Origin of the sequence: Natrinema salifodinae, from assembly GCF_900110455.1 — an archaeon.
Lineage (GTDB): Archaea > Halobacteriota > Halobacteria > Halobacteriales > Natrialbaceae > Natrinema > Natrinema salifodinae.
In genome coordinates this window covers 391,664-404,138 of the sequence record NZ_FOIS01000001.1, presented here as the reverse complement: position 1 = coordinate 404,138, position 12,475 = coordinate 391,664, and the positions used below count along the sequence as shown (strand labels likewise).

13 protein-coding genes are annotated in these 12,475 nt (G+C 67.4%); 9 read left to right on the top strand and 4 right to left on the bottom strand.

The window, feature by feature from the left end; translation table 11 throughout:
* Positions 1–196: 196 nt before the first annotated feature.
* From BMY29_RS01810 to BMY29_RS01800, 3 genes are all read left to right on the top strand, one after another.
* Positions 197–529, top strand: a complete 333-nt coding sequence (locus BMY29_RS01810; RefSeq protein WP_049991650.1) for a winged helix-turn-helix domain-containing protein — start codon at positions 197–199, stop codon at positions 527–529.
* 225 nt (positions 530–754) lie between these two features.
* Entirely contained in the window at positions 755–1,030 is a 276-nt protein-coding gene (locus BMY29_RS01805) for a PadR family transcriptional regulator (protein WP_049991649.1), read from the top strand.
* A gap of 290 nt (positions 1,031–1,320) precedes the next feature.
* Complete coding sequence (locus BMY29_RS01800) at positions 1,321–2,325, top strand: DUF1616 domain-containing protein (protein ID WP_049991648.1); 1,005 nt, start codon at positions 1,321–1,323, stop codon at positions 2,323–2,325.
* A gap of 92 nt (positions 2,326–2,417) precedes the next feature.
* Here BMY29_RS01800 and BMY29_RS01795 read toward each other — a convergent pair whose 3' ends face one another.
* Both BMY29_RS01795 and BMY29_RS01790 read right to left on the bottom strand, forming a co-directional pair.
* Positions 2,418–3,086 (bottom strand): type 1 glutamine amidotransferase, encoded by a 669-nt coding sequence (locus BMY29_RS01795; protein WP_049991647.1) that lies wholly within the window; start codon positions 3,084–3,086, stop codon positions 2,418–2,420.
* A 186-nt stretch (positions 3,087–3,272) separates the two neighbouring features.
* Positions 3,273–3,809 (bottom strand): DUF7344 domain-containing protein, encoded by a 537-nt coding sequence (locus BMY29_RS01790; protein WP_049991646.1) that lies wholly within the window; start codon positions 3,807–3,809, stop codon positions 3,273–3,275.
* 488 nt (positions 3,810–4,297) lie between these two features.
* Between BMY29_RS01790 and BMY29_RS01785 the strand changes: the two genes are divergently transcribed.
* From BMY29_RS01785 to BMY29_RS01765, 5 genes are read left to right on the top strand one after another with little or no spacing between them, the layout of a single operon-like run.
* Positions 4,298–4,888 carry an acyltransferase gene (locus BMY29_RS01785; protein ID WP_049991645.1) on the top strand — a complete coding sequence of 197 codons (591 nt, stop codon included), beginning with the start codon at positions 4,298–4,300 and terminating at the stop codon, positions 4,886–4,888.
* Positions 4,885–6,078: a DegT/DnrJ/EryC1/StrS family aminotransferase gene (locus tag BMY29_RS01780; RefSeq protein WP_049991644.1), complete on the top strand. Its 1,194-nt coding sequence runs from the start codon at positions 4,885–4,887 to the stop codon at positions 6,076–6,078. The genes BMY29_RS01785 and BMY29_RS01780 overlap by 4 nt, the downstream gene beginning before the upstream one ends.
* Positions 6,075–7,133: a Gfo/Idh/MocA family protein gene (locus BMY29_RS01775; protein WP_049991643.1), complete on the top strand. Its 1,059-nt coding sequence runs from the start codon at positions 6,075–6,077 to the stop codon at positions 7,131–7,133. Before BMY29_RS01780 ends, BMY29_RS01775 begins: the two co-directional genes overlap by 4 nt.
* The gene (locus BMY29_RS01770) at positions 7,130–8,677 is read left to right on the top strand and encodes a nucleotide sugar dehydrogenase (RefSeq protein ID WP_049991642.1); all 1,548 of its coding nucleotides are present in this window, start codon (positions 7,130–7,132) and stop codon (positions 8,675–8,677) included. Before BMY29_RS01775 ends, BMY29_RS01770 begins: the two co-directional genes overlap by 4 nt.
* The gene (locus tag BMY29_RS01765) at positions 8,670–9,764 is read left to right on the top strand and encodes a glycosyltransferase family 2 protein (RefSeq protein ID WP_049991641.1); all 1,095 of its coding nucleotides are present in this window, start codon (positions 8,670–8,672) and stop codon (positions 9,762–9,764) included. Before BMY29_RS01770 ends, BMY29_RS01765 begins: the two co-directional genes overlap by 8 nt.
* Here BMY29_RS01765 and BMY29_RS01760 read toward each other — a convergent pair.
* Together BMY29_RS01760 and BMY29_RS01755 are read right to left on the bottom strand one after the other, a co-directional pair.
* Positions 9,749–9,967 (bottom strand): hypothetical protein, encoded by a 219-nt coding sequence (locus tag BMY29_RS01760; RefSeq protein WP_049991640.1) that lies wholly within the window; start codon positions 9,965–9,967, stop codon positions 9,749–9,751. The genes BMY29_RS01765 and BMY29_RS01760 overlap by 16 nt on opposite strands.
* 161 nt (positions 9,968–10,128) lie before the next feature.
* A complete protein-coding gene (locus tag BMY29_RS01755) occupies positions 10,129–11,229 on the bottom strand; it encodes a DUF354 domain-containing protein (protein WP_049991639.1) in 1,101 nt (366 codons plus the stop codon).
* A 227-nt stretch (positions 11,230–11,456) separates the two neighbouring features.
* Between BMY29_RS01755 and BMY29_RS01750 the strand changes: the two genes are divergently transcribed.
* Positions 11,457–12,425 carry a glycosyltransferase gene (locus BMY29_RS01750; RefSeq protein ID WP_049991638.1) on the top strand — a complete coding sequence of 323 codons (969 nt, stop codon included), beginning with the start codon at positions 11,457–11,459 and terminating at the stop codon, positions 12,423–12,425.
* Positions 12,426–12,475 lie beyond the last annotated feature (50 nt).

The window sequence follows — 12,475 nt, the reverse complement described above, 5'->3', positions numbered from 1 at the left end:
GAAATACGATCTTACCTCACGGAACGAACTGGCGGCAGTGAATAAGGTACATCGTTATAAAATACCACTATCGCTTACCGATCGTCGTGCCGGAATGTAACGGTGCCTCTCGGACAGTGGTAGTCTTTCCCCGCTGTTCCGAATCGTCACCGCTCACGGAGATCGAACGGACCTGCCCCACCAGGTGACCACGACTATGTCAACGCAAGCGAGTAACACTCGATCGGAGTCGACTGCCGACCCGTCTGCCCAGCTCGACGTCCTCGGAGACGACTGTGCCCGGACGATCCTTATCGCGACGAGCGAGGGCCCGAAGACGGCGAAGGAACTGACGAAGCGAACGGACAGTTCGTCAGCCACCGTGTACCGACGAATCAACAACCTCCTCGAGAGCGATCTCCTCGCGGAATGCGTGCGGTTCGAGGACGACGGGTCGCACACGACCGCATACGAGGCGACCGTCGACGTCCTCCACGTTCGGATCGGCGCGGACGGAATCGAAGTTGCCGTCTCGGATACCGAGGACTAATCCGAGCGTGATCGAAATTAGGTCTGCGAACGGTCGCGCCGTCCGTTTCGTTTCAGATAAGTGACTGCTCATTTGGACTGCGGACGATGGACTTCCCCACCAGCGAGTGACCGTCACCGGAACTGTCCGTTTCGGTTCGGTAACATTGCTTAAAATAACTGGGACAATCCTGTATGATACGGATAACAAATATCTACTCACTGGAACGGTCACTGTGATTGAGCAATGCACGATCTGACCGGCTTCCAGCGTGATCTGTTGTACGTGATCGCGGGCGCTGACCGACCGTCGGGACAGACCGTCAAAGACGAGGTCGAGAAGTACTACAGTTCGGAGATCAATCACGGCCGACTGTACCCTAATCTGGACACGCTCGTCAACAAGGAACTGGTCGAGAAGGGACAACTCGACAGGCGAACGAACTACTACGCGATCACTGATGCCGGTCGACAGCAGATCGAAGAGCGCCGGGAGTGGGAGGAGCAGTACGTCGATTTCTGACGCGATCGAACTCGCGGCGACGAAACGCGGTGAGCGACCGTCGCCAGCGATCGCCAGGCGTGGCTCCGATCTCGATCCCGGATTCTGCCACAGTCACAGTCCCGATTCCGATCACGTTCTCGGCCCGATTCCGCGGCCTACTCGGGCCCGCACAGCCGCCCGGCCGTCCGGTCGCACTCGGTAACGCGGTCATAACAAAGCACGTGAGAGTGTAGCGACCGGACGAGAATGGGATCCGTACTGTTCGTCGGTCGATCGGCTCTCGAGCAGCGAACGACGGTGGAGCAGCGATGAGCCACGAAACCGGCACCTTGACTCGATTCGCGGTCGTTCGCCGCTACCCGATCGATCTCGCGGCCGTCTCGGTCGGCGCTTTGCTCGCGTATCTGGTCGCGACGGCTGGCGGGGTCGACGGCGGGCCGCGGCTGTTCGCGACGTTCCCGCTCGCATTGTTTCTACCGGGCTACGCGCTCGTCTCGGTCCTGTTTCCGGCCGGCGAGCGCGACGCGCGGGAGACCGCAACGGCGGCGACGGCGACCCATCCCCGCGGGATCGATACCGTCGAACATCTCGGCCTGGCGTTCGTCCTCTCGATCGCGATCGTGCCGGCGGTCGTCCTGGCGTTGCCGCTGACGTCGTGGGGGCTGACGACCGCGTCGATCGCGGCGGCGCTCGCGCTCGTCACGGTCGCTGTCGCACAGCTCGGTGCCGTACGACGGCTCCGAACGCCGGCCGCCGAGCGCTTTACCGTCTCGCTGACGGCGGGCGTCCGGCGGCTCCGCCGGGACGAAGGCGCGGTCGCGACCGTCTCGTCGATCGTGCTCGTGCTGGCGATCGCGACCGCGGCCGGGGCCTTGCTCGTGGGCTTTCTGTTCCCCGTGTCGGCCGGCGGCTTCACCGAACTCGCGCTCTACAGCGAGGCCGACGACGGCGAGTTGGTCGCCGGGAACCTCCCCGGCGAGGTGGAATCCGGCGAGTCGATCCCGGTCACGATCGCGATCGAGAATCAGGAGGGCGAGGACCGCGACTACACGGTCGTCGTCCAGGAGCAGGTCGTCAGCGAGGACGGCGAGGTGACCGAGCGCGCGGAGTTGCGACGCATCGACGCGAGCGTGTCCGACGGCGCGACGGGAACGGGCGAACGGTCGATCGCGCCGACGGCGGCGCCAGGCGAAACAGTCCGCATCAGCGTGTTGCTCTATCACGACGAGCCGCCGGCCACTCCCACGAACGAGAACGCCGCCGAGGAGACCCACTTCTGGGTGACGGTGACGGGCGGCGAGGCGGACGAGTAGGCGACTGGACGAGGCGGCGGCGGCGCGGAACAGGAGACCAGGCGACGGAAATCGCGTCGGTATCGGCGGGGACGCCGGAGGAACCGATCCGATCAGGGCGTCGCCTCCGCGACGAATCGGTCGAAGTGCTCGAAAATGCGGTCCGCGGAGACGTCGTCGAACGAGAACGCCGTCGGCTCCCAGCCGAAGTCTTCGACGAGACGGTCCCGGAGGGCAGCGGTAACTTCTGGATGGAACTGAACGGTCCACAGCGGGGCCGAGCGGTGGCGCGTGCCGAACACGCGGGCGTGGTCCGCCGAGGCGATGACCTCCATCTCCGCACCCGGCTCGGTCACGGCGTCGCCGTGAAGGGCTGGGACGACCGGAGCGACTCCCTCGAACAGCGGCTCGTCGGCGAGCGTCGCCTCGACGAGCCGCGCAGTCGTTCCGACGTGCTCGACGGTGCCGCCGAGTGCCGCGTTCGCGATCTGGTGTCCGAAGCAGACGCCGAGCGTGGGAATTTCGCGGTCGACGAGTTCGCGAACGAGGGTCGCCTGGTCGTCGATCCACGGCCGGCGCTCGGATTCGTATACGGCCGCGGTGCTGCCGGTGAGGACGACGCCGTCGGCGTCGTCGAGGGGGATCCGTTCGCCCGCGACGAAATCCACCTCGTCGGCGGCCGGGAACCGCGACGCGACCGCGTCGCAGTGGTACTCGCAGTCGGCGTCGACCTCGTTCCGAACGACGTACAGGGTCGAGGGGTCCGTGTCCACAGCGGCCATGTGTGTTCCGCTTATCGGTCAGTGGCCCTCATCGTTTCGACTGGGCACTAGTTCGCTCGGCTTCGGATCGCAGAGGGACGGACGAGCGTATCGGGTACGACGAGCCGAATGACGGCCAAAAAGAGCGGGAGAGAACCGACTCGGGACGGAAAAGGCGACGACGGGGACGGTGAGTGTGGGAGGAGCCTACCGACTCGCAAAGCCGAGCGGAAGGGTCAGATCGGGGCGGCGTGAGACGTGCTGTGCCGCCGAGAGAACGAGGACGGCCAGGCAGAGGGCCAGCGCGACGATCGGCGCGAGGGCCGTCGTCAGCGGGCCGACTGCGAGCCAGGTCAGCGCGAACCCGACGGCGCCGAGCGCCGTCACGGCCGCGTAGAGTCGGTGCCACTCCCACCGATCCTCGAGGTGGCGATCGAGGTACGGTTCGAACCGTTCCTCGCTCGGGAGGAGTTCGATCTCGTGGCCGTCTGGATCCCAATCGACGATCCCGTGGTCCTCGAGCATCGGCAGGTGGGTCTGGTACAGCGAGATGTAGACCCGCCGGCGCTGGGTGCGGGTGACATCGTCGGGGTTGGTATCGTTCTCCCAGGCGGCGACCTGCTCGACTAACGGTGCGAGATCACAGGAGCCGCCCTGTCGTTTCAGGTATTGGACCGTTCGGCGTCGACGTGCGTTGCTGAACACGTCGAACAGTTCGGCCTGCGTGAGTTCGATGTCAGTCATGCGTGTCCTCGTCGTATCCGCTGGCGTTCCGCGTCCGTTCCCCGCGGTCTGGAGCGGGGTCGGGCGTGGTCGGATAGCTCACAGCACCGACTCCCAGACTGTGACCCTTTACTATCACTCGGCTACCCGCGCGAAAGGGAATTGTACCTGTTAGCGTCCGTGACAGACGTCTACGCCAATATTTCGGGAATCGAACCCACCCCGATCGATCGATGGGGAGCGCGACCGGGTGTCGCGCGACGGTCGCGGGATCGGCGTCTCGATGGCGCTGTAGTTCGTGGCTACAGGACGCTCAGGGCGGGGATAACAAAGCGTCGTTACCGGCTGTATCAGCATGATTGCCCACGCGGGTATCGATTAGCTATGAAACGAATACGCGACCGACCACGACGCCGATTAGCGGTTCGAACACGTGCGACGATAGCGAATCGCGGTCGCTCGAGCGGGAGCTGGGGCGACCACGGCCGCGGCGACCGAGGTGACCATCGATGAGCGAAACGGTGCGCGACGTCGTCCGCGGCGACGGCTGTACCATCGACGACGGGGCGACGGTCGGCTACGGCGAGTTCGACGCGCCGACTCGGATCGGCGACGACGCGACGATTCGAACCGGGTCGATCGTCTACGGCGACGTGACGATCGGCGACGAGTTCTCGACGGGCCACGACGTCCTGGTCCGCGAGGGAACGACCATCGGCGACGACGTGCTCGTCGGAACCAAGACGGTCATCGACGGCCAGACGACGATCGGCTCGCACGTCAGCATCCAGACGAACGTCTACGTGCCGACCCAGACGACGATCGGGAGCAACGTCTTCGTCGGCCCCGGCGCCGTCCTGACCAACGACGAGTACCCGATTCGGGCCGACACCGAACTCGAGGGGCCGACGATCGAGGACGGCGCGTCGATCGGCGCGAACGCGACGCTGCTGCCCGGCGTCACCGTCGGCGAAAACGCGTTCGTCGCGGCCGGCGCCGTCGTTACCGAGGACGTGCCACCGAACAGCCTGGCCGTCGGGACGCCGGCGACCGTGCAGTCGCTCCCGGAACCGCTCGACGGAGCGAACCAGCTCGCATGACCGACACCGAGCCGAACCCCGAGACCGACGGCGGTGTCGACGCCGACGCCGGCGTGGACGAAGCGGCCGACGTCGAACAGGTGACGTCGGTCTCGATCGCCGATCCCGAACTCAGCGACGACGCCGTCCGGCGGGTGCAGGCGGTCCTCGAGGACGGCCGGCTCGCGGACGGGCCGGAAGTCAGGGCCTTCGAGGAGGAATTCGCGGCTTACTGCGGGACGGACGACGCGGTCGCAACGTCGAACGGGACGACCGCGCTCCACGCCGCCCTCGAGGCCATCGGGCTCGAGGAAGGCGACGCGGTGATCACCTCGCCGTTCTCCTTCGTCGCGAGCGCGAACGCCATCCGCCTGGCCGGCGGCAAACCCGTCTTCGCCGACGTCGATCCGGAGACGTACACGCTGGACCCGGCCGACGTCGAACGGGTGCTCGCCGAGCGCGAGGACATCGTCGGCATCGTTCCCGTCCACCTCTACGGCCTGGCCGCGGACATGCCGGCCCTCTGTGAAATCGCCGACGAGCACGACCTGTTCGTCGTCGAGGACGCCTGCCAAGCCCACGGGGCGACCGTCGACGGCACGCGCGTCGGCGGATTCGGCGACGCGGCCTGCTTCTCGTTCTACCCGACGAAGAACATGACCACGGGCGAGGGCGGGATGATCGTCACGGACCGCGACGACGTCGCCGAGCGCGCCGCGAGCTACGTCAACCACGGCCGCGACGTGAGCGGGACCGGCGGCTACGACCACGTCGATCTCGGGCACAACTTCCGGATGACCTCCATCGCGGCGGCGATCGGTCGCGTACAACTCGAGCAGCTCTCGGCGTTCAACCGCGCGCGCCGCCAGACCGCCGACTTCTACGACGATCGCCTGGCCGACCTCCCGCTCGAGACGCCGACGGAACCGACCGGCTACCGCCACGTTTACCACCAGTACACGGTCCGGACCGAGGACCGGGACGCCCTCGAGGCGACCCTCGCGGAGCGCGACGTCGGAACCGGCGTCTACTACGATACGCCGATCCACCACCAGCCGGCCTACGAGACGATCAGCACGGCGGCGGCGCGGCTTCCGGCGGCGGAGCGGGCGGCCGACGAGGTCCTCTCCCTCCCCGTTCACCCGAACCTCTCCGAGCGCGACAGCCGAACTGTCGTCGAAGCAGTGCGAGACCACTTCACCACTCAATGAGCACGGATCCGAAAGCGGACGCGACGACCGAATCAGCGACCGAAGCACAGCTCCGAGCCGGCGTCATCGGCGTCGGCTCCATGGGCGAGAACCATGCGCGCGTCTACGCCGGACTGCCCCGGGTCGAGCTCGCCGGCGTCACCGATCACGACGAGTCGGTCGCCGATCGGGTCGCCGGCGAGTACGGGACCGAATCACTCGACCTCGAGACGCTGCTCGACCGCTGTGACGTCGTGACGGTGGCCGTCCCCACCCACGCCCACTACGAGACGGTCTCGACCTGTCTCGACGCCGGCGTCCACGTTCTCGTCGAGAAGCCCATCGCCGAGACCGTCGAACAGGGCCGGCGCCTGGCCGACCAGGCGCGCGAGGCGGGCCTGGTCCTTCAGGTCGGCCACATCGAGCGGTTCAACCCCGCGGTTCAGACGATCGAGGAGTTGATCGACGACCTGGACGTGATCAGCATCGAGGCCGAGCGGCTCGGCCCGCCGATCGATCGGATGGCACCGGGCAACGTCGTCCACGACCTGATGGTCCACGACGTAGACGTCGTCGGATCGATCCTCGACGATCGGCCGCACTCGGTCGCCGCGATGGGAACCGACGACGGGCAGTACGCCACCGCGACGGTCGAGTACGACGACGCGGTCGCGACGCTGACGGCGAGCCGGGTCACCCAGAAGAAGGTGCGCCGGCTCGCGGTGACCGCCCGCGAGTGTTTCGTCGAGGTCGACTACCTCGACCAGTCCGTGTTGATCCACCGCGATTCCTACCCCGAGTACCTCTCGGACGACGGCCAACCCCGCTACCGCCACGAGAGCGTCGTCGAGCGGCCCCACGTCGACACCGGCGAGCCGTTGCGGTACGAACTCGAGTCGTTCGTCGAGGCGGCTCGGACTGCGTCCGAGCCGGAGGTCACCGCCGAGGACGGCATCGCGGCCCTCGAGACGGTCCAGCTGATCGACCGGCTCGCGTCGGGGCCGACGGACGAGACGCCCGATGACGAACGCTCTCCCGAGCGGGACCGAGAGCGGGAACAGGAGGTGGAAGCGTGACGGCTGACGCTCCGACTCCGACCGACGGATCCGCGGCAGCCGCCGACGCCGACGCCGACACCGACGGCGGTCTCTACGACGCCGCCCTCCCCGCGGATCGCCAGCGCGAGCGCCTGGCCGACGGCGAGATTCCGGTCGCCGTCTACGGGCTCGGCAAGATGGGGCTCCCGCTCGCGGCGGTCTACGCCGAGACGACGGGGAACGTCATTGGCGTCGACGTCGATCCCGCCGTCGTCGAGACGATCAACGGCGGCGAGAGCCACGTCGTCGGCGAACCCGGGCTCGACGACCTGGTGGCCGAGCAGGTCGCCGCCGGCCGGCTCGAGGCGACGACCGAGGGACCGGACGCGGCCGCCGAGGCCAGGGTCCACGTCGTCATCGTCCCGACGCTGCTCGACGAGAACGATACTCCGAACCTGGCGACGGTCGAGTCGGTCGCCGACGACATCGCGGCCGGGCTCTCCCCGGGCGACCTGGTGATCGCCGAGTCGACGCTCCCGCCGGGGACCTGCCGGGACGTGCTCGAGCCCCATCTCGCGAGCGAGAGCGGCCTGGCGACCGACGAGTTCGGGCTCGCGTTCTGCCCCGAGCGGACGTCGAGCGGCCGCGCCCTGCAGGACATCCGCGGCGCGTATCCGAAAGTGGTCGGCGGCGTCGACGACGAAAGTACCCGCGTCGCATCGATCGTCTACGACGAGCTCTCGGACAACGAGGTCCACCCCGTCTCTGACGCGACGACCGCGGAGGCGGTCAAGGTGTTCGAGGGGATCTACCGCGACGTCAACATCGGCCTGGCGAACGAACTCGGCCGGCTCGCCGACGAGCTCGGCATCTCCGTGCGCGAGGCGATCGACACGGCCAACGACCTGCCGATGTGCCAGCTCCACGACCCCGGTCCGGGCGTCGGCGGCCACTGCATCCCCTACTACCCGCACTTCCTGCTCGGCCGGACCGAGGAGCCGATGGCCGTGACGCGGACCGCTCGCCGGGTCAACGACGAGATGCCGTCGGTCGTCGTCGACCGGCTCGAGGGAGAACTCGATCGGACGGGGACCGATCTGGCGGACGCGTCGGTCGTCGTCCTCGGGATCACGTACCGGCCCGGCGTCGAGGAGACCCGCGCCTCGCCGGCGCTGGGGATCATCGACGCCTTGGACGAGCGCGGCGCGGACGTCGCGGGCGTCGATCCGCTGGTCGATCCGGCCGACTACGGCGCGCGCCCCGTCGCGATCGACGGCCTGGCGGACGAGTCGTTCGACGCCGCGGTGGTCGTCACGCCCCACGAGGAGTTCGACCGGATCGACTGGGCGAGCCTCGAGTCGATGGTCGTCGTCGACGGCCGCGACGCGGTCGACCTCGCGGAGACCGACCACCGCGAGTACGATCTCGCGGGAGCGAGCGACGGGCAGCCGCCACGAGGGGCGCGCGAGGGAGCCGTCGGAGCCGATACCGGAGGCCCCGGCTCGGAATCGGGATCGAAGTCGGACCCGGACCCGGACTCGGGACCGATGGACGTGACCACCGACGGAGGCGAGGATGTATAAGGGCAAACAGATCGGCGTCGTCGTCACGGCCTACGACGAGGCGGCGTTCGTCGGCCGCGTCATCGAAACGGTTCCCGACTACGTCGACCGGATCTACGCCGTCGACGACGCCTCGCCGGACGAGAGCTGGGACGTGATCCGGCGGGTCGCCGACCGGATCAACGAGGCGGCGGCCGCCGAGGACGCCGAAGTGGAGTTGGCGGTCACCGACGGCGGCGACGAGCGGCGCGTCGTCCCGATCCGCCACGACGAGAACCGCGGCTACGGCGCCGCGGTCAAGACCGGCTACCGGCGGGCCGCCGAGGACGGACTCGACGTCGTCGCGGTGATGAACGGCGACGGCCAGATGGATCCCGACATTCTGGATCGGATTATCGACCCGATCGTCACCGGCGAAGCCGACTACGCCAAGGGGAATCGCTTGGTTAGCCCCACGGATCGCGCGGAGATGTCGACGTTCCGGTTCGTCGGCAACGCCCTGCTCACCGGGCTCTCGAAGTTCGCCTCGGGCTACTGGTCGATCGGCGACCCACAGAACGGCTACACCGCCATCTCGGTCGAGACGATCGAGGCGCTCGACCTCGACGAGATCACCGACCAGTACGGCTTCCTCAACCACATCCTGACCCACCTCAACGTCGCCGGCTTCCGGGTGGCGGACGTCCCGATGACGGCCGTCTACGGCGACGAGGAGAGCAGCATTCGGTACGTGCCGTTCGTCCGGTACGTCTCCATGCTGTTGCTCCGGAGCTTCCTGTGGCGGCTGAAGACCACGTACGTGGCCCGCTCGTTCAACCCCGCCGTCGTCTACTACGCCGCCGGCTCGGTCGGCCTGGCCGGCGGCCTGGCCGGCCTGGTCGGATCGGCCGCGCGAGCGGCGCGCGGCGAGGAGGGCTTTACGGGCGGCATCGCCTCGTTCGTCGCCGCCTTGCTCGGCGTCGTTTCGCTGGGAACGGCGATCCGACTCGACGCCGAGGAAAACGAGAGCCTCGAGAGTCCGTGTGACGAACGCGAGGCGACGGTGGAGCGGGTCCGCGATCACGATCGCGACCGCGACGAACGAGCACCGACTCAGTCTATCGAGTAGCTCACGATATCTTCGCTCTCGCAGGTCGGACACTGGGACGTGCCGACCGAGACGTTCGTCCCGCAGTCTCGACACTCGTGGACGACCGTGACTGAGGGAACCTCGTCGCCGTGCTCCGACGCCTCGGCCGTCGCCGTTTCGGGCGACTCCGTCGTGGAATCAGCGTCGGAGAAAAGTTCACTGAGGAACGTGGAGAGACTCATAGAACGGGGTCGATCGGCTCTTTTCCAAATATAGGTAAAAGCGTTTCGTAATTCGTTATTGATCATTATATTGAAGTGTCGTTCCGAACGACGGCTCGAGGACGGAGAGAGCGGACGAACGGGCCACTGAGGAACGGGGCGCCGAGAATCGACCGCGCGGACTACAGCGACTGCGACCGCGGTTGGAGCACTCGCTTCGTCGACCCGTCGAGTCGGTCGATCGTGCCGCGGGACCGGGCCACGTCGACGAGCAGATCGGTGAGATTCACGAGATCACCGACGTACTCCCGGCGGCGCTGTTGCCACCGGTCGCTCGCGTCCTCGTCGCCCAGAACCTCGAGCGACCGATCCCGGACCGGCTCGTAGTCGTCGAACTGCTCCGCCAGGCCGGCGCGTTCGAGTTCGCGGAACTCGCCGTACTCGTGGTCGTCGGTGCCCCGGTAGCGGAAGGCGGGCGTGCCGAGCAGGGCGGCCTCCGTGGCCATCGTGCCGGTGTCGGCGACCAGCAGCGAGGCCTCGGCCATCGCGTCGTGGATCAGGGCGGGGTGGAGGTCGTAGGGGCGCGCGGGGAGTTCGCGCAAGTTCAGCTCGCCACCCTCGTCGGAGACGAAGACGGTCGCCGCCTCGCTCAGTCGCTCGATCAGGTCCCGGCGCTGCTCGGGACGGAATCCCTCGAGACCCGCGTCGTGGAGCGCGTCCAGGGCGTTGAACCTAACCAGAACGTACGGCTCGTCCGGATCGACGTCGAGGTACTCGCGGACGTCGCCGCGCGGCTCGAACACCTCGGGGTGGAGATAGGCACACTCCTTGAAGCCGTCGAAGGTGTAGTGGTCGTCGCCGAGATTCCGGCGAGTCACCGCCGGCGAGAGGATGCAGTCGGCGAAGGGTTTCGAGACGGTGTGATTGAAATCGCCCGGCTCGTCGTCGAGCACGAGCACGACCGGCGTCCGCGTGAGCGTGCCGGCGTAGGCCGCGTACGGCCCTCGACCGAAGATCACGTCGGGGTCGAACCGGACCGCTTCGGTGCCGATCGTGCAGAACTGGCCGCCCAGTTCGCGGGCGAACTGGACTTTCGAGAACTCGTCCGTTCCGTGGCTGCCGTACACCCGGTAGGGCATGTCGAAGAAGTCGAGTAGGTCGGTCGTACAGGCGTATTCTCGGGTGAGGACGAGCACGTCGTGTCCCGCCGCCGCCAGGCGGTCGACGGCGTGTCGATACAGGTGGACGTGTGCGGGCGTGTTCGCCAAGACGAGTATCCGCATCGATGCCGGCTACCCGTCGTCGAACCTTTGTAATAGCATTACTACGGAGGAACGCGGGCTGAAACCGGCGTCTATGGAATCGACGTGTACGAGTACGTGAAGAAAAACCGCGCCGGCGCGTCGGTTGGTCGACGGGGAACGGCTGTATACGAAGCCTGAACGCCGCGTCGGCGGGGCTGCGCTGTGGATAACAAAACGGCCCCGATACGTCGGCCCTCGTACGCGAGATGCACGTTCTCACGCTTACGACGAACGCCGATGCCCCCTTCATGACCCAGCAGATGGACGCGCTCGAGGACCGCGGCGTCTCCTTTTCGACGGTGTCGGTGGCCGGCGAGGTCGACGCCGACACCGATCGGAGCCCGGCCGACTACCTCCGGACGATCCCGGAGGTCGTCAGGGAAGCGGGGAACGGCTACGACCTGATCCACGCTCACTACGGGCTGACGGGACCGATGGCGCTCGCCCAGTTTCGCAAGCCGGTCGTCCTCTCGCTGTGGGGATCGGACGTGCACGGCCCCATCGCGCCGGTCAGTAAGGCGTGCACGCCGTTCTGCGACGAAGTCGTCGTCATGTCCGAGGAGATGCGGACGGAGCTCGGCCGCGACTGCACGGTGATCCCCGACGGGGTCGATTTAGCGAAGTTCCGACCGGAGCCCCAGGCCCGTGCCCGAAAGACCGTCGGCTGGGAGGCGGACGAGGGCTACGACGTGCTCTTTCCCTACTCGCCCGCGCGCGAGGTGAAGAACTACCCGCGGGCCGAGCGCGTTGTAGCCGTGGTCGACAACCTCCTCGACGAACCGGTCCGCTTGCGGACCGTCTACGGCGTCGCCCACGATACCGTGCCGGACTACATGAACGCCGCCGACGCGCTCCTGTTGACCTCCGATAGCGAGGGGTCGCCCAACTCCGTCAAGGAAGCCCTGGCCTGTAACCTTCCCGTGGTCGCCGTCGACGTCGGCGACGTCCGGGAGCGCCTGGCCGGCGTCGATCCGTCCCGCGTCGCGACGGACGACGAGGGCCTGGTCAGGGGACTGATCGACGTCCTCCGACGCGGTGAGCGATCGAACGGTCGCCGGGCGGCCCGCGAGGTGAGCATCGAGCGGACGGCCGAGCGGATGCTCGCGGTCTACGAGCGAGTCGCGGATCGCACCGTCGAGACCGAAGAACCGCCCGCCGCGCCCGTAAGCCGATAACGACTGCGAGTCGCGTCGGACCGACAGAGTACCGCCGACCACGAAACGAG